This is a genomic window from Achromobacter sp. NPDC058515 (assembly GCF_042721735.1).
GTDB lineage: Bacteria > Pseudomonadota > Gammaproteobacteria > Burkholderiales > Burkholderiaceae_B > Achromobacter.
This window is the reverse complement of record NZ_JBHXNI010000016.1, coordinates 131,600-150,775: the sequence shown is the minus strand read 5'-3', so window position 1 is coordinate 150,775 and position 19,176 is coordinate 131,600. Positions and strand designations below refer to the sequence as shown.

Annotated in this window: 14 protein-coding genes; 3 read left to right on the top strand and 11 right to left on the bottom strand. The window is 67.2% G+C overall.

The genetic code is table 11. From position 1 onward, the window contains the following. Window positions 1–4 precede the first annotated feature (4 nt). Window positions 5–712, bottom strand: a complete 708-nt coding sequence (locus ACFWP0_RS24205; protein WP_377846411.1) for a GntR family transcriptional regulator — start codon at window positions 710–712, stop codon at window positions 5–7. Between the two features lie 127 nt (window positions 713–839). Between ACFWP0_RS24205 and ACFWP0_RS24200 the strand changes: the two genes are divergently transcribed. From ACFWP0_RS24200 to ACFWP0_RS24190, 3 genes are read left to right on the top strand one after another with little or no spacing between them, the layout of a single operon-like run. Continuing rightward, window positions 840–1,835, top strand: a complete 996-nt coding sequence (locus ACFWP0_RS24200) for a Bug family tripartite tricarboxylate transporter substrate binding protein (protein ID WP_377846410.1) — start codon at window positions 840–842, stop codon at window positions 1,833–1,835. A 44-nt stretch (window positions 1,836–1,879) separates the two neighbouring features. Continuing rightward, window positions 1,880–2,680: an enoyl-CoA hydratase-related protein gene (locus ACFWP0_RS24195; protein ID WP_377846408.1), complete on the top strand. Its 801-nt coding sequence runs from the start codon at window positions 1,880–1,882 to the stop codon at window positions 2,678–2,680. Window positions 2,681–2,700: 20 nt separating this feature from the next. Continuing rightward, the gene (locus ACFWP0_RS24190; protein ID WP_377846406.1) at window positions 2,701–3,972 is read left to right on the top strand and encodes a CaiB/BaiF CoA transferase family protein; all 1,272 of its coding nucleotides are present in this window, start codon (window positions 2,701–2,703) and stop codon (window positions 3,970–3,972) included. A 44-nt stretch (window positions 3,973–4,016) separates the two neighbouring features. Here the strand turns inward: ACFWP0_RS24190 and ACFWP0_RS24185 are convergent, their stop codons facing one another. The 10 genes from ACFWP0_RS24185 to clpA all read right to left on the bottom strand — a co-directional run bounded on the left by ACFWP0_RS24185 (window position 4,017) and on the right by clpA (window position 19,145). Further along, a complete protein-coding gene (locus ACFWP0_RS24185) occupies window positions 4,017–4,745 on the bottom strand; it encodes an ABC transporter ATP-binding protein (RefSeq protein ID WP_377846404.1) in 729 nt (242 codons plus the stop codon). Then, a complete protein-coding gene (locus ACFWP0_RS24180) occupies window positions 4,742–5,545 on the bottom strand; it encodes an ABC transporter ATP-binding protein (RefSeq protein WP_377846402.1) in 804 nt (267 codons plus the stop codon). The genes ACFWP0_RS24185 and ACFWP0_RS24180 overlap by 4 nt, the downstream gene beginning before the upstream one ends. Further along, on the bottom strand, window positions 5,542–6,630 hold the full coding sequence (locus ACFWP0_RS24175) for an ABC transporter ATP-binding protein (protein ID WP_377846400.1): 1,089 nt from the start codon (window positions 6,628–6,630) through the stop codon (window positions 5,542–5,544). Before ACFWP0_RS24175 ends, ACFWP0_RS24180 begins: the two co-directional genes overlap by 4 nt. Continuing rightward, window positions 6,627–7,478 (bottom strand): branched-chain amino acid ABC transporter permease, encoded by an 852-nt coding sequence (locus tag ACFWP0_RS24170; RefSeq protein WP_377846468.1) that lies wholly within the window; start codon window positions 7,476–7,478, stop codon window positions 6,627–6,629. The genes ACFWP0_RS24175 and ACFWP0_RS24170 overlap by 4 nt, the downstream gene beginning before the upstream one ends. A 230-nt stretch (window positions 7,479–7,708) precedes the next feature. Then, the gene (locus tag ACFWP0_RS24165) at window positions 7,709–8,854 is read right to left on the bottom strand and encodes a branched-chain amino acid ABC transporter substrate-binding protein (protein WP_377846398.1); all 1,146 of its coding nucleotides are present in this window, start codon (window positions 8,852–8,854) and stop codon (window positions 7,709–7,711) included. Between the two features lie 242 nt (window positions 8,855–9,096). Then, on the bottom strand, window positions 9,097–12,918 hold the full coding sequence (gene putA, locus ACFWP0_RS24160) for a trifunctional transcriptional regulator/proline dehydrogenase/L-glutamate gamma-semialdehyde dehydrogenase (protein WP_377846396.1): 3,822 nt from the start codon (window positions 12,916–12,918) through the stop codon (window positions 9,097–9,099). A 156-nt stretch (window positions 12,919–13,074) separates the two neighbouring features. Continuing rightward, window positions 13,075–13,806, bottom strand: coding sequence for a membrane integrity-associated transporter subunit PqiC (locus ACFWP0_RS24155; protein WP_377846395.1), 732 nt, complete (start codon window positions 13,804–13,806; stop codon window positions 13,075–13,077). Between the two features lie 6 nt (window positions 13,807–13,812). Next, window positions 13,813–15,477: an intermembrane transport protein PqiB gene (locus tag ACFWP0_RS24150; protein WP_377846393.1), complete on the bottom strand. Its 1,665-nt coding sequence runs from the start codon at window positions 15,475–15,477 to the stop codon at window positions 13,813–13,815. Window positions 15,478–15,516: 39 nt separating this feature from the next. After that, window positions 15,517–16,833 carry a paraquat-inducible protein A gene (locus ACFWP0_RS24145; RefSeq protein ID WP_377846391.1) on the bottom strand — a complete coding sequence of 439 codons (1,317 nt, stop codon included), beginning with the start codon at window positions 16,831–16,833 and terminating at the stop codon, window positions 15,517–15,519. Continuing rightward, window positions 16,833–19,145 (bottom strand): ATP-dependent Clp protease ATP-binding subunit ClpA, encoded by a 2,313-nt coding sequence (clpA, locus tag ACFWP0_RS24140; RefSeq protein ID WP_377846389.1) that lies wholly within the window; start codon window positions 19,143–19,145, stop codon window positions 16,833–16,835. Before clpA ends, ACFWP0_RS24145 begins: the two co-directional genes overlap by 1 nt. Window positions 19,146–19,176 lie beyond the last annotated feature (31 nt).

Sequence of the window (19,176 nt, the reverse complement as noted above, 5' to 3'; positions counted from 1 at the left end):
TGGCTCAGGATTTGGCGGCGGCGCCCGGACGCCCGCGCAGGTTGTAGGCTTTCTTGCCGCCAACGTGTTTGCGGATCAGCGATTCGGCGCGCTCGCCGTCGCGCGCCATGAGCGCCTGCACGAAGGCCTCGTGGTCGGCGACCGCCGTCGTCCATTCGTCGTGGTCGAAATTGGACTTGTAGCGCAATGCCTGGACCTGCAGGTTCAGCCGGTCATAGGACTGCGTCAGCGCCGGATTGTGCGCCGCGCGGTTGATCGCGATGTGCGTGCCCATGCTGGCCGCGAAATACGCGCGGATGTCGCGCTTCTCGTAATTTTCAAGCATCTGCGCATGCAGGCGCGCGATCTGGGCAAGCTCCGCCTCGGATGCGCGCTCGGCGGCGCTGCGCACCGCCAACCCCTCCAGCACGGACAGCACATCGAAGATGTTCTCGATGTCCTCCGCCGACAGCTCGATCACCATCGCCCCGCGCTTGGGCTGCAAGGCCACCAGTCCGTCCGAGGCCAGCATCCGGTAGGCCTCGCGCAGCGGCGTGCGTGAAATCTTCAGCTGATCGCAGAGGTCCCGCTCGTTGAGCCAGGTGCCCGGCTTCAGCGTGCCGTCGATGATCAGCTGCCGCAGCCGCTCGGCCACGACCGCCGGCAGGGTTGGATGGTGGATCGCCAAATCGGGGACGGAGACGTCCGGCATCAGGCTTTCAGGGTTAGCCATGGGTTGTTCACACTCGCGACATCGACTATTTTTGTATCTGGTATACCAAACACCAAAGGAATACCAACCTGACCCAATCATAAAGCAAGCCACACCTGGGCAGGCCCCATCCACCAAGGAGACCCATATGAACAAGCATGCTCGCGCCTGGGCGGGCGCGCTGGCGTTGACCGCCAGCCTGGCCGCCGCCGGCCCCGCCCTGGCAGAGGACTCATCGAAGTGGCCGGAACGCCCCATCCGCCTGGTGGTCGGCTTTGTGCCGGGCGGCGGCACCGACGTGTCGGCCCGCATCCTGTCCGCGCGCCTGTCCACCCTGCTGGGCCAGCAGATCGTGGTCGAGAACAAGCCGGGCGCCTCCGGCCTGATCGCGGCCGACTACGTGGCCAAGGCCGACCCCGACGGCTACACGCTGCTGCTGGCCAACATGCAGTCCACCGTCGCCGCGCCCTATGTCGTGCAATCCAGCATCGATCCCATCAAGGATTTCACGGCGGTGCGCTACATCGGGTCGGTGCCCAACGTGCTGGTCGTGAACCCCGCCAAGCACCGCTACGCCACCGTCCAGAACCTGGTGGACGACGCCCGCGCCAAGCCCAAGCAGTTGCTGTATGCCTCCTCCGGCATGGGCAGTCCGCAGCACTTGAGCGCCGCGCGCTTTTCGCAGATTGCCGGCGTGTCCATGGAGCACGTCCCCTACAAGGGCAGCGGCCAGGCCATGACGGACCTGCTGGGCGGCAATGTGGACATGAATTTCGACACCCTGCCCGGCGCCATCAACCAGATCCAGGCCGGCAAGCTGCGCCCGCTGGCGGTGACCAGCGCAGAACGCAGCAAGCGGCTGCCGGACGTGCCCACCCTGGCCGAATCCGGCATCAAGGGCCTGGACATCGTGCAGTGGTACGCCGTGCTCGCGCCCGCCAAGCTGCCCCGTCCCGTCATGGACAAGCTTGACCAGGCGCTGGCCCAGGCGATCGCCGACCCCGAAGTCGCCGCCAAGCTGGCAGACCAGGGCATGGACCTGGGCGGCGGGCCGAAAACCCCTGCGGCCTTTGCCGCCTACGTGCAGGAGGAATGGACCAAGTACGGCAAGCTCACCGCAAGCCTGGGCCTGACGAAACAGTAACCCCTTGCGGGGGGCCTGCCCCCCGCCCATGCAAAAGGAACACCATGAGCGCTACCCCTACCACCGACTCCCCGCCCATCCTGCTTGAACGCGACGGCGACATCGCGACCGTGGTGCTGAACCGGCCGGAGAAGCTCAACGCCTTCACCATCGACGGCTGGCGCCTGCTGGGCGACACCTTCCTGGCGCTGGACGGCGACGACAGCGTGCGCTGCGTGCTGGTGCGCGGCGCGGGCGAAAAGGCGTTCTCGCCCGGCAACGACATCAGCGAATTCGAAACCGCCCGCAGCAACAAGCGGCAGGCGGTGGAGTACGGCGCCGTCATGCGCCGCACGATCGAGGCCATCGGCGGCTGCCGCCATCCCGTGGTGGCGCAGATACACGGCATCTGCGTGGGCGGCGGGCTGGAAATCGCCAGCCTGGCCGACCTGCGCATCTGCGGCGAAAGCTCGCGCTTCGGCGTCCCCATCAAGAATCTGGGGCTGGTGATGTCGTACTCGGAACTGGCGCCGCTGGTGCGCCTGGTCGGCCCGACGACCGCGTTGCAGGTGCTGCTGGAAGGGACGATATTCGACGCGGCCGAAGCACTACGCCTGGGCGTGGTCACGCGCGTCGTGCCGGACGATCAGGTGGCTGGCGAAGCGCGCGCCGCCGCGCGCCGCATTGCCGATGGCGCCCCCCTGGTGGCCCGCTGGCACAAGAAGTTCGTGCGCAACCTGGTCCAGGGCAAGGCATTGACCGATGCCGACCGCGACGAAGCCTTCGACTGCTTCGACACCGAGGATTTCCGCGCCGGCTACCGCGCCTTCCTGGCCAAGGCCAAGCCGCAGTTCAGCGGCCGCTGAACGCAGAAAAAGGAACATGCATGAATGACGCTACCCGCGGCCCCGGCCGCCCGCCCTCCCCCGATTCCGATGCGCCCGCCGGCGCGCTCGCCGGCATGCGCGTGATCGAGCTGTCCCAGATCATGGCCGGCCCCACTTGCGGCATGATGCTGGCCGACCTGGGCGCCGACGTGATCAAGGTCGAAAAGATCGACGGCGGCGACGATTCGCGCCAGTACCGCGATCCGCAGATCAACGGCATCTCGGCGCCCTACCTCATGCTCAACCGCAACAAGCGCGCGATCGCGCTGGACCTGAAGCATCCCGAGGGCAAGAAGGTCCTCTTGCGCATGATCCGCGACGCCGACGTCGTCACCGAGAACTTCCGCAAAGGCACGATGGAAAAACTGGGCCTGGGCTACGACACGCTGCGCCAGGAAAACCCGGGGCTGATCTATTGCGCCGTGTCGGGGTACGGCACCACCGGCCCGTATGCCGACAAGGGCGGTTTCGACCTGGTGGCGCAGGGGTTTTCCGGCCTGATGGCCATTACCGGAGAACCCGGCGGCCCGCCGCTGCGCACGGGAAATTCCGTGGCCGACATCAATGCGGGCCTGCTGGCGGCGTTCGGCGTGCTGGCGGCCTACCAGCACAAGCAGCGCACGGGCGAGGGCCAGATCGTGGAGACCTCGCTGCTCGAAGCCAGCCTGCAGCAGCTCTACTGGCACGCCGCGATCTATTTCGGCAGCGGCGTGTCCCCCGGCCCCACCGGATCGGCGCATGTGCTGAGCGCGCCGTACCAGGCATTTCCCACCGGCACGGACTGGATCATCATCGGCGGCGCGAATGAGAAAAACTGGCAGCGCATCGCGCAGGCGCTGGGCAAGCCCGAATGGGCCGAAGACCCGCGCTTTGCGCGCAACCGGGACCGCATGCAGAACCGCGATGCGCTGGTGGCGGAGATCTCCGCGATCCTGAAGACCCGCGGCGCGCAGGAATGGCTGGACATCTTCGATGCCGCCGGCGTTCCCGCCGGCCCGGTGCACTCGGTCGCGCAGGCGCTTTCGCATCCGCAGACGCTCGCGCGCGGCATGGTCGTGGAGCAGGATCATCCGGTCGCGGGCAAGGTGCGCACGGTGGGCATGCCCGTGAAGCTGTCGGCCACGCCCGCCCGCTACCACCGCGCGGCGCCCCGCCTGGGCGAGGACTCCATCGCGATCCTGGGCGAATTCGGCTATGGGAAAGAAGAGATCGACGCGCTGATCAGCGCCGGGGTGGTCGCGGCCGTGGACCGCGAGCCCGTGGAGGCGTAGCGCGGGCCGGACGCAAGGCGGACTGCGCCTTGCGTCCGGCCGCCTTACTCGGTTTCTCCCAGGTACGCGGCGCGCACCTTGGGATCGTGCAGCATGTCGCGCGCCGGACCGGACAAGGTGATCTCGCCCGATTCCATCACGTAGCCGCGATGGCTGTTCTCCAGCGCCAGGCGCGCGTTCTGCTCGATCAGCAGAATCGTCACGCCTTCGCCGGCGACCGTGCGCACGACTTCAAAGACCTTCTCCACCATCAAGGGCGCCAGGCCCATCGACGGCTCGTCCAGCAGCAGCAGCTTGGGACGCGCGATCATGGCGCGGCCCATGGCCACCATCTGCTGCTCGCCGCCCGACAGCGTGCCGGCCGCCTGCTTGCGGCGTTCGGCCAGCCGGGGGAACAAAGTGAAGACCCGGTCGGTGTCCTGGCGGATCTGCGCCGCGTCGCGGCGGATGTAGGCGCCCATCGCCAGGTTTTCCTCGATGGTGAGCTGGCCGAAGATGCCGCGGCCTTCGGGCACCATGACCAGGCCCTTGCGGACCAGCTCATGCGACTTCTGGCCGCCGATCGATTGCCCGGCGTAGACGATCTCGCCGCCGGCCAGCGGCACCAGGCCGCAGATGGCGCGCAGGGTCGTGCTCTTGCCCGCGCCGTTGGCGCCGATCAGGCAGACCAGTTCGCCTTCGTCCACGCGCAGGTCGGTGCCGCGCACCGCGCGGATGCCGCCGTACGAGACCTGGAGGCCACGCAGCTCCAATAGGGGTTGGGATGCCGTCATGTTGCCTGGCCCTCTTTGTTAATCAACGGATCCTGCGCGGCGCCCGCGCCCAGATACGCCTCAATGACCTTGGGGTCGCGCTGCACCTGGGCGGGCTTGCCCATGGCCAGCACCTTGCCGTACTCCAGCACCAGCACGCGATCGCACAGGCCCATGACGAGCTTCATGTCGTGCTCGATCAGCAGCACGGTCACGCCGTCCGCCCGGATCTTTTCGATGAGCTTGCGCAGCACCACTGTTTCCGACGCGTTCATGCCGGCCGCCGGCTCGTCCAGCGCCAGCAGCTTGGGGTCCGTGGCGAGCGCGCGCGCGATCTCCAGGCGGCGCTGGTCGCCATACGGCAGCGAGCGGGCCACGTCGTTGGCGCGATGGCCGATGCCGACGTAGTCCAGCAGTTCCCGCGCGCGAGCCTCGATGGCGGCCTCTTCGGCGCGCGTGCCGCGGGTGCGCAGCACCGCCCCGAACACGCCCGCCTTGGTGCGCATGTGGCGGCCGATCATCACGTTCTCGATGGCGCTCAGGTTGGCGAACAGGCGGATGTTCTGGAACGTGCGCGCCAGCCCGGCAAAGGCGACCTCATGCGGCTTCTTGCCCGACATGGATTGGCCGTTGAATGTGCAGGAGCCGTCTTCCGGAATGTAGAGGCCCGTCAGCACGTTGAACAGCGTCGTCTTGCCCGCGCCGTTCGGGCCGATCAGGCCGTAGATCTCGCCCTGCTCGATATCGAAACTGACGTCCGACAAGGCTTGCAGCCCGCCGAAGCGCTTGCCCAGCCCCTGGGCTTGCAGCAGCTTGCTCATGCCGCACCTCCCTGGGCCTTGGTCGCCAGTTCGCGCTTGCGCACCGCCGACGGCCACAGGCCCGCGGGGCGGAACAGCATGACGCACACCATGGCCAGGCCGAACAGCAGCATGCGGATGCCTTCCGGATCCAGCACCACGGCGCCGAACACCATGTGCTGGACGGGCTCGACCACCGCGCGCAGGAATTCAGGCAAGGCCGCCAGGATCAGCGCGCCCAGGATCACGCCCGGGATATGGCCCATGCCGCCCAGCACCACCATGCACAGGATGGAGATGGATTCCATCAGCGAGAAGCTCTCGGGGCTGACAAAGCCCTGCATCGACGCGAACAGCGCGCCCGCCACGCCGCCGAAGGACGCGCCCATGGCGAAGGCCAGCAGCTTGATGTTGCGGGTGTTGATGCCCATCGCCTTGGCGGCGATCTCATCCTCGCGGATGGCTTCCCAGGCGCGGCCGATGCGCGAATTCTGCAGGCGCACGCAGACCAGGATGATGATCAGCGTCAGCGCCAGCAGCAGGTAGTAGTACTTCTCGGGCCCGGTGAACCGGATGCCCAGCAGGCTCTCCGTGCGGCCGAACGCGAACTCGCCGACCTTGAAGGTGTCGATGCGGTTGATGCCCTGCGGACCGTTCGTGATGTTGATCGGCGCATTCAGGTTGTTCAGGAAGATGCGGATGATCTCGCCGAACCCCAGGGTCACGATGGCCAGGTAGTCGCCCCGCAGCTTCAGTGTCGGCGCCCCCAGCAGCACGCCGAACAGGCACGCCACGGCCAGCGCGATCGGCAGGATCGCCCAGAACGGCAGATGCAGGCCGAAATGCGGCGAGGCCAGCAGCGCCCACGTATAGGCGCCCACCGCGTAGAACGCGATATAGCCCAGGTCCAGCAGGCCGGCAAAGCCCACCACGATGTTCAGGCCCAGCGACAGCATCACGTACAGCAGCGCGAAGTTGAGGATGCGCACCCAGCTCTGGCCGGCCATGCCGATCACGAAGGGCAGCACCGCCAGCACGATGCCGATCAGCGCGATGCCGATCAGGTTGCGGGTCGAGAGGCCGCTGGTTTTCAGGTGTCCGCTCATGCGCGATCTCCCACGCGTTCGCCCAGCAGGCCGGACGGACGGAAAATCAGCACCAGCACCAGCACGAAGAAGGCGAACACGTCCTGATAGTGGCTGCCGAGGAAGCCGCCCGTCAGGTCGCCGATGTAGCCCGCGCCCAGGGATTCGATGATGCCCAGCAGCAAGCCGCCCGCCATCGCGCCCACCAGGTTGCCGATGCCGCCCAGCACCGCGGCGGTGAACGCCTTCAGGCCCAGCATGAAGCCCATGGTGTACTGCGACACGCCATAGTAGGTGGCGACCATCATGCCCGCGACGGCGGCCAGCGCCGAACCGATCAGGAACGCCGCCGAGATGACGGTATTGATGTTCACGCCCATCAGCCCCGCCACTTCGCGGTTCTGCGCGGTGGCGCGCATCGCCGTGCCCAGCCGGGTCTTGTGCACCACGGCCAGGAGGCCGCCCATGATCACCGCCGCGATCGCCACGATGGCGATCTGCAGCGAGCTCATGCGGGCGCCGGCGAACTCGAACACCTGCGGCGACAGCACCTGCGGGAAGTTCAGATAGTTGCGGCCCCAGCCCATCATCGCCACGTTCTGCAGGATGATGGACACGCCGATGGCCGTGATCAGCGCCGCCAGGCGCGGGGCGCGGCGCAGCGGCCGGTAGGCCACCCGTTCGGCCGTCCAGCCCACCGCCATGCACAGGGGCACCGAGACCAGCAGCCCCACGCCTAGCACCACAAAGGCCGAGACGCCGGGATCGCCGCCCACCAGCGAGATGGCGATCGTCGTGGCCGCCATCGCGCCGATCATGACGACGTCGCCATGCGCGAAGTTGATCAGCCCGATGATGCCGTACACCATGGTGTAGCCAAGGGCGACCAGGGCGTACACGCTGCCTAGCGTGACGCCGTTAATCAATTGTTGAATGAAGATATCCATAGGGGCCGCTGAATAAGCCTGGAGAAATCGCGTGTCACGCGGCCAGGGCACGAAGGCCTGGCTTGGCGTTACGCGCCGCGGCGCCTGACGGCGCCTGCGGACAGAGCGGGCGGACCGTGGCGCAGCCAGGATCCGCCCTCGTTCAACCCGCCTTAGTTGGCTTGGCTGACCATCGTTTCAACCATTTCCCACTTGCCGTTCTTGACTTCGTAGATGGTGACCGAGATTTCCTTCAGGTCGCCCTTGTCGTCATACGAGATGTGCTCGCTGGTCGCGCCCTTGCGGTTCAGCTTGGCCAGCGCCGGCAGGTACTTCTCGGGCTTGGCCGAACCGGCCTGCTCGATGGCGGCGATCATGTTCCATGCGCCGTCGTAGGCGTAGGGCGCGTACACGCCGGGGGCCTTCTTGAAGCGGGCTTCGTAGCGCTGCGCGAAGTCCTTGCCCGCGGCCATCTTGTCCAGCGGCACGCCGGCCAGCGAGGCGTAGGTGCCGTCGGCGGCGTCGCCGGCCAGCTTGATGAAGGTATCGCTGCGGGTCATTTCGCCCGAGACCAGCGGCGCCTTCAGGCCCAGCGTGGCCAGCTGGCGCTTCATCGGACCGGACTGCGCGTCCAGGCCGCCGTAGAAAATGGCGTCGGGAGCGGAACCCTTGATGTTGGTCAGGATGGCCGTGAAGTCGTTGGCCTTGTCGGTCGTGTACTCGCGGCGCACGATCTGGCCGCCGGCGGCCTTGACCGCCTTCTCGACCTCGTCGGCCAGGCCCTGGCCGTAGGCGGTGCGGTCGTCGATGATCGCGACCTTCTTGGCCTTCAGGTTTTCCACCATGAACTTGCCGACCGCGGCGCCCTGCTGGGTGTCGCTGGTCATCATGCGGAACGTGGTTTCGTAGCCTTGCTTGGTGTATTCCGGCGACGTGGCCATGGCGATCTGGGGCAGACCGGCCTCATGGTAGACGCGCGACGCGGGGATCGTCGTGCCCGAGTTGAAGTGCCCCAGGATGCCGACCACGTCCTGGTCGACCAGCTGCTGGGCGACCTGCACGCCCACGCGCGGATCGGCCTGGTCGTCGCGCGACACCAGCACGAACTTGGCGGGCTGGCCGTCGACCTTGATGCCCTTCTTGTTGGCTTCTTCCAGGGCCAGGTTCAGGCCATTCTGCATGTCCTCGCCGTAGTGCGATTGCGGACCCGTGAGCGGCGCGGCAAAGCCGAACTTGATGTCGGCGGCCTGGGCGCCCGCGGTCATGCCGGCGGCGGCGATGCCTGCGGCGAGAAGCTTCAAAGTGGTGCGGAACTTCATGGGGAATCCTCCGGAGTGTCGGACCTAAGATCTTGTTATACCTGAGCTTTTAGCCAGGCTTTTGGTTTTTTTACTACCGCAAGCCCGGCGGTCGCCGCGTCTTGCGCATGCATTTTCTGCAAAGTCTGGATGCCGGGTTGCGACGTCCAAACCAGAGGTGCGACCGGATTTTGCTTCCAGTGCAACCTTGCCCGATATTGGAGATAACCCTTGGATACCCAAGGGTTACCCCTCGGTCACCCTCAACCGATGGTCATGAGGCTGGCATTGCCGCCCGCGGCCGCCGTGTTCACGCTGATGGAGCGCTCGGTCAGGAGACGTTCCGGCACATAGCTGGCGCCCGCCGCCAAGGCGTCCGGCGTCAGGCCATGCACGGCCAGGATGGCGCCCGGGCGCTGCGCGATCCGCTGGTTCAGGGCTTGCAGGGCATCGCCGTCGCCTTCGAACAGCACGGCATGGTAGTCCGCCTGGTCGACCTCGGCATCGGCAAGAATGCCCGCCTGGCCCTGCTGCTCGGCATCCAGGCCGGACAGCAGCGCCTGCGCCGCGGGCGTGTCCGCGAACCAGGCGTGGTTGCCCGTCAGCCGGGCCACCGACCACTGCGCCCGCGCGCCGGCCTCGGTGGCCGCCACGCAGTACACGGCGCCGCGCGGCTCAACCATATAAGTATTGGTCTCGCCGGTCGGGCCGGGCAGCGCGATGCGCTGCGGCAGCGGCGCCGCCGCATCCAGCGCCGGCGGCAGGCCCGCCGGGCGCGTGCCCAGCAGGCGGTACATGTACAGCGGGCCGCCCGCCTTGGGGCCGGTCCCGGACAGGCATTCGCCCCCGAAGGGCTGCACGCCCACCACCGCGCCCACGATGTTGCGGTTGACGTAGACATTGCCGGCGTGGACCTGGCCGGTCACGTGGGCAATGGTTTCGTCGATGCGGGTATGCACGCCGAAGGTCAGTCCGTAGCCCGTGCCGTTGATGGCGTCAAGCAGGCCGTCCAGCTCGTCGCGCTTGTAGCGCACCACGTGCAGCACCGGCCCGAAGACCTCGCGCGTGAGTTCGCCGATGTGGTCGATCTCGATGATGGTGGGCGGCACGAAGGTGCCGTGGCGGCATTCGCCGTTCAGTTCCACCTGATCCACGCGATGTCCCGCCGTGCGCATGGTCTCGATATGCCGCTGGATGCCGTTGCGCGCCTCGGTGTCGATGACCGGGCCCACGTCCACCGAAAGGCGGTCGGGGTTGCCCACGCCGAGCTCGCGCATCGCGCCGCGCAGCATCGTCAGCACGTGCTCGGCGTTGTCTTCCTGCACGCACAGCACGCGCAGCGCCGAGCAGCGCTGTCCGGCCGAATCGAAGGCGGAGCTGAGCACGTCGAACACCACTTGCTCGGACAAGGCGGACGAATCCACCACCATGGCGTTCTGGCCGCCCGTTTCCGCGATCAGCGGAATGGTGTGGCCGTCGTCGTCCAGGCGGTCCGCCAGGGTGCGCGCGATGATGCGCGCCACGTCGGTGGAGCCGGTGAACATCACGCCGCGCACGCCCGGGCTGGCAACCAGCTGGGCGCCCACGGTTTCCCCGCGGCCCGGCAGCAGCTGCACGGCGCCGGCGGGCACGCCGGCCGCGCGCAGGATGGCCACGGCTTGCGCCGCGATCAGGGGCGTCTGCTCGGCGGGCTTGGCCAGCACGGTGTTGCCCGCGGCCAAGGCGGCCGCGACCTGGCCCGTGAAGATGGCCAGCGGGAAATTCCAGGGGCTGATGCACAGCACGGTGCCCAGCGGGCGGTGCGTGTCGTTGCTGAATTCCTGCTCGGCCTGGTCGGCGTAATAGCGCAGGAAGTCCACGGCCTCGCGGACTTCGGCGATGGCGTTGGGCAAGGATTTGCCGGCTTCGCGCACGATCAGGCCCAGCAGGGTCTGCATCTGCTCTTCCAGCAGTTGCGCGGCGCGGCGCAGGCACTGGGCCCGCTCGGCCACCGGCGTGGATTGCCAGATCGGCGAGGTATTGGCGGCCGCGCGCAGGGCGAGCTCGGCCTCGTCGGCCTGCGCCTCGATGACGTGGCCCACCACGTCGCGCAGGTTGGCGGGGTTGCGGACCTCGACGGCGCGGGCGGGATCCCAGGCCTCGCCGCCTTCGCCCAGCATGGGCGCGGCGCGCCACGGTATGCCGGCGCTGGCCAGCAGCGCGGCGGACAGCGAGCCCAGGCGGTGTTCGTTGCTCAGGTCCAGGCCCGCCGAGTTGGCGCGCGCGCCCTGTTCCGGATCGCCGTACAGCTCGCGCGGCAGCGCAATCTTCTCGTGCGGCGCGCCCAGGGGCACGATGCGCGCGGCGGCTTCGACCGGATCGGCCACCAGCGTTTCAACCGGAATGGTCTCGTCGCCGATCAGGTTCACGAACGAGGTGTTGGCGCCGTTTTCCAGCAGGCGGCGCACCAGGTAGGCCAGCAGCGTTTCGTGCGTGCCGACCGGCGCGTAGATGCGGCACGGACGGTTGAGCTTGCCTTGGGACAGCGGGCCGACCACTTCGTCGTACAGCGGCTCGCCCATGCCGTGCAGGCACTGGAACTCGTACTGCCCCGGGTAGTAGTTCTGGCCGGCCAGCTGATAGATGGCGGCCAGCGTGTAGGCGTTGTGCGTGGCGAACTGCGGATACACGGCTTCCGGGGCGCCCAGCAGCTTGCGGGCGCAGGCCAGGTAGGCCACGTCGGTGTAGAGCTTGCGGGTGTAGACCGGATAGCCTTCCAGGCCGTCGACCTGGGCGCGCTTGATTTCGCTGTCCCAATAGGCGCCCTTCACCAGGCGCACCATCACGCGGTGGCGGCTGCGGCGGGCCAGGTCGATCACGTAGTCGATCACGAACGGCGCGCGCTTCTGGTAGGCCTGGATGACGAAGCCGATGCCATTCCACCCTTCCAGTTCGGGCGCGAAACACAGCGCCTCCAGCAGATCGAGCGAGATCTCCAGGCGGTCGGCTTCCTCGGCGTCGATGTTCAGGCCGATGTCGTAGCTGCGGGCCAGCGCCGTCAGCGCCTTCACGCGCGGCAGCAGCTCGGCCATGACGCGCTCGCGCTGGGCGCGCGAGTAGCGGGGATGCAGCGCGGACAGCTTGATCGAGATGCCCGGGCCTTCATAGATGCCGCGCCCGGCCGCCGCCTTGCCGATGGCATGGATGGCCTGCTCGTAGGACGCGTAGTAGCGCTCGGCGTCCTCCGCCGTGGTGGCGGCCTCGCCCAGCATGTCGTAGGAATAGCGGAAACCGCGCGCTTCCATCTTGCGGTTGTTGGCCAGCGCCTCGGAGATGGTCTGGCCCGACACGAACTGCTCGCCCATCATGCGCATGGCCATGTTCACGCCCTTGCGCACCAGCGGCTCGCCGCCCTTGCCGATCAGGCGGGTCAGCGCCTTGGACAGCGACTGCTCGCTGCTCACGGCCACCAGCTTGCCGGTGATCATCAGGCCCCAGGTGGCCGCGTTGACGAACAGGGATTGCGAGCCGCCCATGTGCGACTTCCAGTCGCCGCGGGCCACCTTGTCGCGGATCAGCGCGTCGCGCGTGGCGCGGTCCGGGATGCGCAGCAGCGCTTCGGCCAGGCACATCAGCGCCACGCCTTCCTGGCTGGACAGCGAGAATTCCTGGATCAGCCCTTCCACGCCGCCGCCGCTGCGCTTGCCGCGCAGCTTATTGACGAGGCCGGCGGCCATGGCATGCACTTTTTCCAGATTGGGCATGCGGGCCTGGCCCAGCAGCAGCGGGACGCACTCGGGCTCGGGCCGGCGGTAGGCCGCGGTGATGGCCGCGCGCAGCACCGATTGCGGCTGCACGTCCTGGCCGAATTCGTAGAACGGAGGCGTAGGCGCCGATTGGCCTTCTCCGGCCTCGTCGTCGCCGCCGGCATCCATGCCCAGGTGGGACATCTCGGCGGGCAGATGGCCGCGCTCGATCTTGTCCAGGTAGGCGAGGATCGCCTGCTTGTGCAGCCAGTGCGGCGTGCAGTTGAGCTTGTGCGCGGCGGCCTTCAGGCGGTCGCGGAGTGCGTCATCGACTTTGACGCCGAGGGTCGTGCTGGCCATAAGAGATTGCTTCCTGTCGCATGGCAAAGGTAACACTGGGCACGAACGAAACCCAGTATGGGTAGGACCGTATGCTAGACAGGTTGCAACTGCGTTTGTATTAAGGTTAACCCTAGGTTAACCGCTTGAGATCATGCGGATTTTCCGCGCTGCGGTTCAATCCTTCAGCGCGGAGCAGCCCATCATCTGCACCGACGCCGAGCCGGCGGGCGTCTGGCCGCGGATGGCCGAGGCCATGGCGCCGGCCAGGCTGACCACCGCGCGCTGCTGCGCCGCGATCAGGCTGGGCACCGCGGAATCCGAGACGGGCTCCGTGACCACGCTGCGGCACAGCAGGCCGGAGCCGTTGGTGTTGACCGGACGCACGCGCCAGGTCGCATCCAGTTGCGCCATGCTGCCCGACACCAGCTCGAATCGCTGCACGTCCGTCTGCACGCGCCATACCGCCGCTCCGGGCCCCGGCTTGACCACCTGGACGTCCAGCGCGCCCAGTTCCCGCTTCAGGGCGTCCGACAAGGCGCCCCGCAGCTCGTCGCCCAGCGGCGAACTCCAGCGCTCCGAATACAGCGCCGACACGCTGCCGTCGCCGGTGCGCACCATCAGCTGGGGCTGGTCGGCCTGGGTGGAGATGGTGACCGGCTGCACCTCGATCAGGAACGAGGCGGGCGCGACCGCGCCGGCGGGCGCCTGGGCCGCCGGCCCTTGCAGCGTGTAGTAGTGGACGGGAGGCGACGAGCCGCAGCCCGCCAGCGCGCCGGACAGGACCAGCGCGGACAGCGCGGCGCGCAGATGAGGCCGCCTGCCGCCGTCCGGGCGCGGGAAAGCGAGCGCGCCCCCTGCGCGGGACAGGATGGCCAAGCGAGTGCAGCGTGTGGGTCGGCTGTTCATGGGTCTCTAGTTCCTGACGGGGCCGGCGCCGGGGATGGGGTCGGCGCCCCGGCCGCGCAGCAAGGCTTCGGGGTTGGATTGCAGGAAGTCGGCCAGCGCGCGCAGCGAACGCGCCGCGCGGCTCAGCTCCTGCATCGCCCTTTCCGTGTTGACCGGCAAGGACGCATCGGAGGCCAGCAGCGAATTGATGTTCGCCATCGATTCCTTGGCCTGCTTGAGCATGTTCTGCGCTTCCGGCGCCACCTGCTTGTCCAGGCGGTTCATCAGCTTGGACGTGCTGGCCAGCGTGGTGCGCAGGTCTTCGCCGATCTTGTCGAACGGAATCTTCTCGATCTTGGCGACGATGTTGCTGACCTGCTGCTGCAGCTGGTCCAGGTTGCCCGGCACCGTCGGGATGATGGCGGGGTCCGACATCTTGAACTCGACCGGCTTGGCGTTCGGGAAGTCGTCCAGCACCACATAGAGCTGGCCGGTGAGCAGGTTGGCGGTGCGCAGTTGCGCGCGCAGGCCGTGCTTGACCATCACGCCCAGCAGGCGGCCGCCCGCCTCATCGCCATCCTTGATCGCGCGCTCTCGCACTTCGTCGTAGACGCGGCCCAGGCGTTCCGGATACAGCGTGGCGTCCACCAGCGAGTAGAAGCGCTTGGAGACCGGATCGAAGTCCAGGGTGATCTGCGTGACGTCGCCCAACGTGATGCCGTTGAAGTCGATGGGCGCGCCGACCGTCAGGCCGCGGATCGACTGGTCAAAGCGCATGCGGATCGGGAAGGCCTCGCCGTCAGGGTTGGCCTTGGCGGCGGTCTCGGTGGGATACAGGTCGAAGGTCGCGTCGGCCGGAGCCGCCGCGCCGCCGTCCCGCGCCGTCTGAACCGGCTCGAAGGCCACGCCGCCCACCGCCATCGAGACCAGCGACTGCGTGCGGACCTTCAAGCCGTCCGCGTTGACGCTGAAGTCCACGCCGCTGGCATTCCAGAAACGCGTGCCGTTGGTGACGAACTTGTCGTTGGGCGCGTCCACGAACACGTCGACATTCACGGCGCTGCCGTTCTTGTCCAGGGCATAGCCAATCACGCGGCCGACATTGATGCGGCGGAAGTACACCGGCGAACCGATGTCGAGGGATCCCAGGTCGGAAGCCTTGAGCGTGAAGCGCTTGCCGGCGCGGTCATGGGTGACGGCGGGCGGAATTTCCAGCCCTTCGAAATTCAGCTTGGTGGCCCTGTTGGAATCGCCCTTGCCTTCCGCCGCGTCCACGCCGATATAGGCGCCCGACAGCAGGGTGCCCAGGCCCGACACGCCGCTCACGTCCAGCCGCGGCCGCACCACCCAGAAGTTGGTGCCCTCGCGCGCCAGGTCCGAGACTTCCTTGGCAAGCTCGGCCTGCACGACCACCCTGCTGCGGTCGGAATTGAAGCCGATGGACTTCACCGTGCCGATGTTCACGTCCTTGTAGCGCAGCTGCGTCTTGCCCACCTCCAGGCCTTCGGCGGTGTTGAAGGAAATCGAGATGTCCGGCCCAGCCTGCATCCAGGTCCGCACGACCAGCGAAATCCCCATCAGCGCGGCAACCACGGGCACCAGCCAGATCCATGAGATCCGGCGCTTCTGCTTGCGGGAGATCGCGGGAGACGCGAACTTCTCTTCACCAGATCCGGGAACTTGCTCGGACATCTACTCTTCCTTTTTGTGAGCGGGGAACAACGGCTTTTCCTAGCCCATTTCCTTGCCGGCGGCGGGCGCCGGCTGGCGCCGGGCTTCCACCGGCGCTGATTCTATTTCACCCTGGCCTTCCAGGTCCCAGCTTCGGCGCAGGTCAAAGCTCATGGCCGCCAGCATGGTCAGGATGACGACGACGCCAAACGCGGCGGCGCCCGCGCCTGCGCTGATTTCCATCAAGCCCTGGAAATCAGCCAGCGCCGCCAGCAATATAACGACAAAAACGTCCAGCATCGACCATTGGCCGATGAACTCCACCATTTGATACAGGCGGGTGCGCGGCCGCAGGTTGGTCGTGCTGCGCCACTGCTCCGTCAGGAGCAGCAGGATGAGCGCGAGCAGCTTGGTCAGCGGCACCGCCACGCTGGCGATGAACACGATCAGCGCGATGTCCCAGGAGCCCATTTCCCAAAGCTCGACGACGCCGCCCAGGATCGTATGGGCGCTGTCGCCCAGCACGGAGCTGACCTGCATCACCGGCAACACGTTGGCGGGTATGTAGAACACCACGGCGGCCAGCAGCAGCGCCCAGGTGCGGGCCCGGTGGTCGGGCTTGCGGACATGCACCAGCGCCTCGCAGCGCACGCAGTGGTGGTGTTCTTCGGGGTCGGCGTCGCGCGGCAGGGCTTGAACCTGCCCGCAAACATGGCAGCCTGCCAGGATGACGTTTGGCCCGCTCTCGGGCACATGCACCGGCGCCACGCCGACCGTCTCCGCATATCGCCAGAGCACATGCGGCGACAGGCGGCCCAGCATGGTCAGCAGGACGGTCAGGACGCCGAAGGCGGCCAGCCCGATGCCCGGCGCCACCGCCGCCATGCCGGCCAGCTTGACCACCGCGACCAGCACGCCCAGGAGGAACACCGGAATCATGCACCAGGGCCGAAGCGCGCCCAGCAACCGCATGGCGCCGCGAAAAGCGACGGGTTCGCGGCCTTGGGACAAGGGGCCAAGCACCCAGAGCAGGACAGTCAGCTGCAACAGCGGCAGCACAAAGCCGGCCAGGCCGGTCATCACCGCGACCACCCAGTGGCCCTGGCGCCAGGTAATGGAAATGGCGTCCGGCAAGGACGCCTGCTGCACCATGCCCTGTACGGCCATCGATGCGACCGGATAAGCGTTGGCCACCCCGAAGATGATCAAGGCGGAGATCGCGAGCGCCAGCCAATTGGACAAAGTAAGCCCGCTGTAGCGCCAGAGTATGGCTCCGCAGCGGGCGCAATTGGCGGTCTCGTCAGGTTCGAGCTGATGTCGGCGATAAATGCTTGCGCAGTGTTCGCATTCGATCAGCGGCTGGCGGTCCGCGGTCATTAGTCGACCAGTTCGACTTCCTGCTTGTCCGGCGCGTCCGACGAAGGCGGCTTGCCGCTGTCGTCGAAGTCCAGCGTAACCTTGCCCGCATCGTCCAGGTCGACCGTGACCGAGCCGCCGTCGACCAGCTTGCCGAACAGCAGCTCGTCGGCCAGCGCGCGCCGGATGGTGTCCTGGATAAGGCGTTGCATGGGACGCGCACCCATGAGCGGGTCGAACCCCTCCTTGGCAAGATGTTCACGCAGGCGCGTGGTGAATACGGCTTCCACGCGGCGCTCATGCAGCTGGTCTTCCAGCTGCATGAGGAACTTGTCCACCACGCGCAGGATGACGTCGCGGTCCAGCGACGCGAAGGGAATGATCGCGTCCAGGCGGTTGCGGAACTCGGGCGTGAACATGCGGCGGATTTCCGCCATTTCGTCGCCCACCATCCGCGAATTCGAAAAGCCGATCGACGGACGGTTCAGGGTCTCGGCTCCCGCGTTGGTCGTCATGATGAGGATGACGTTGCGGAAGTCGGCCTTGCGGCCGTTGTTGTCGGTCAGGGTGCCGTGGTCCATGACCTGCAGCAGGATGTTGAAGACATCCGGGTGCGCCTTTTCGATTTCATCGAGCAGCAGCACGCAGTGCGGCTGCTTGGTGATGGCTTCGGTCAGGAGGCCGCCCTGGTCGAACCCCACGTATCCCGGAGGCGCGCCGATCAGGCGCGACACCGCGTGGCGTTCCATGTATTCCGACATGTCGAAGCGCAGCAGCTCCACCCCGAGCGTGAACGCCAGTTGGCGGGCCACTTCGGTCTTGCCCACGCCCGTGGGGCCGGAAAGCAGGAAGGCGCCGATCGGCTTTTCCGGCTTGCCCAGGCCCGAGCGCGCCATCTTGATGGCGGCGGACAGCGCATCGATGGCGCCGTCCTGGCCGAACACCACGGTCTTCAGGTCGCGGTCCAGGGTGGCGAGCTTGCTGCGGTCGTCGTTGGAGACCGACTGCGGCGGAATGCGCGCGATCTTGGACACGATGTTCTCGATGTCCACCTTGCCGATCACCTTCTTCTGGCGCGAGCGCGGCAGCAGGCGCTGCGCGGCGCCGGCCTCGTCGATCACGTCGATGGCCTTGTCGGGCAGGTGGCGGTCGTTGATGAAGCGGGCCGAGAGCTCCGCGGCGGCCGACAGCGCGGCAGCCGAATAGCGCACGCTGTGGTGCTCTTCGAAGCGGCTCTTCAGGCCGCGCAGGATCTGCACGGTCTGTTCGATGCTGGGCTCGGGCACGTCGATCTTCTGGAACCGGCGCGACAGCGCGTGGTCTTTTTCGAACACGCCGCGGTATTCGGTGTACGTGGTCGCGCCGATGCACTTGAGCTGGCCGGAAGACAGGGCCGGCTTGAGCAGGTTGGACGCATCCAGCGTGCCGCCCGAGGCCGAGCCGGCGCCGATCAGCGTGTGGATTTCATCGATGAACAGAATGGCGTCGGGGTTGCCGCGGATCTGCTTGAGCACACCCTTCAGACGCTGTTCGAAATCGCCGCGGTACTTGGTGCCCGCGAGCAAGGCGCCCATGTCCAGCGAAAAGACCTGGGCGGCCTGCAGGATTTCCGGCACTTCGCCGCGCGTGATGCGCCAGGCCAGGCCTTCGGCGATGGCGGTCTTGCCCACGCCGGCCTCGCCGACCAGCAGCGGGTTGTTCTTGCGGCGGCGGCACAGCACCTGGATGACGCGTTCGACTTCGTGCTCGCGTCCGATCAGGGGATCGATGCGGCCCGCGAGCGCGGCGGCGTTCAGGTCGGTGGCGTACTGGTCCAGCGGCGACTGACGCGATTCGCCCTGTTCTTCGCCATTGGGCTGCTGCTCTTTCTGCACGGCGGCGGACTCCACCTGCGGCTGTTTGGTAATGCCATGCGACAGGAAGTTGACGACATCCAGCCGTGTCACGCCCTGCTGTTGCAGGTAGTACACGGCGTGCGAATCCTTTTCGCCGAAAATGGCCACCAGCACGTTCGCGCCGGTGACCGGCTTCTTGCCGGTGCCCCCCGCGGAAACATGCATGATCGCGCGCTGGATGACGCGCTGGAAACCCAGCGTCGGCTGCGTGTCGACCTCGGCGCCGCTCGGAATCACCGGAGTGTTTTCCGAGACGAACTGGCGCAGGTTGCGACGCAGGTCATCCAGATTGGCGGCGCATGCGCGCAGCACCTCGACGGCAGAAGCGTTGTCGAGCAGCGACAACAGCAAATGCTCGACGGTGATAAATTCGTGCCGGGCCGAACGGGCCTCGACGAAAGCCATATGCAGGCTGACTTCAAGCTCTTGGGAAATCACGCTTCCTCCGTAACGCATCGAAGCGGTCAAA

Coding starts and splice junctions, on each gene's coding strand:
- putA (WP_377846396.1), bottom strand. CDS start 12,918: ATGGCCAGCACGACCCTCGGCGTCAAAGTCGATGACGCACTCCGCGAC.
- ACFWP0_RS24170 (WP_377846468.1), bottom strand. CDS start 7,478: ATGGTGTACGGCATCATCGGGCTGATCAACTTCGCGCATGGCGACGTC.
- ACFWP0_RS24205 (WP_377846411.1), bottom strand. CDS start 712: ATGGCTAACCCTGAAAGCCTGATGCCGGACGTCTCCGTCCCCGATTTG.
- ACFWP0_RS24175 (WP_377846400.1), bottom strand. CDS start 6,630: ATGAGCGGACACCTGAAAACCAGCGGCCTCTCGACCCGCAACCTGATC.
- ACFWP0_RS24200 (WP_377846410.1), top strand. CDS start 840: ATGAACAAGCATGCTCGCGCCTGGGCGGGCGCGCTGGCGTTGACCGCC.
- ACFWP0_RS24155 (WP_377846395.1), bottom strand. CDS start 13,806: ATGAACAGCCGACCCACACGCTGCACTCGCTTGGCCATCCTGTCCCGC.
- ACFWP0_RS24180 (WP_377846402.1), bottom strand. CDS start 5,545: ATGAGCAAGCTGCTGCAAGCCCAGGGGCTGGGCAAGCGCTTCGGCGGG.
- ACFWP0_RS24145 (WP_377846391.1), bottom strand. CDS start 16,833: ATGACCGCGGACCGCCAGCCGCTGATCGAATGCGAACACTGCGCAAGC.
- ACFWP0_RS24190 (WP_377846406.1), top strand. CDS start 2,701: ATGAATGACGCTACCCGCGGCCCCGGCCGCCCGCCCTCCCCCGATTCC.
- ACFWP0_RS24165 (WP_377846398.1), bottom strand. CDS start 8,854: ATGAAGTTCCGCACCACTTTGAAGCTTCTCGCCGCAGGCATCGCCGCC.
- ACFWP0_RS24150 (WP_377846393.1), bottom strand. CDS start 15,477: ATGTCCGAGCAAGTTCCCGGATCTGGTGAAGAGAAGTTCGCGTCTCCC.
- ACFWP0_RS24185 (WP_377846404.1), bottom strand. CDS start 4,745: ATGACGGCATCCCAACCCCTATTGGAGCTGCGTGGCCTCCAGGTCTCG.
- ACFWP0_RS24195 (WP_377846408.1), top strand. CDS start 1,880: ATGAGCGCTACCCCTACCACCGACTCCCCGCCCATCCTGCTTGAACGC.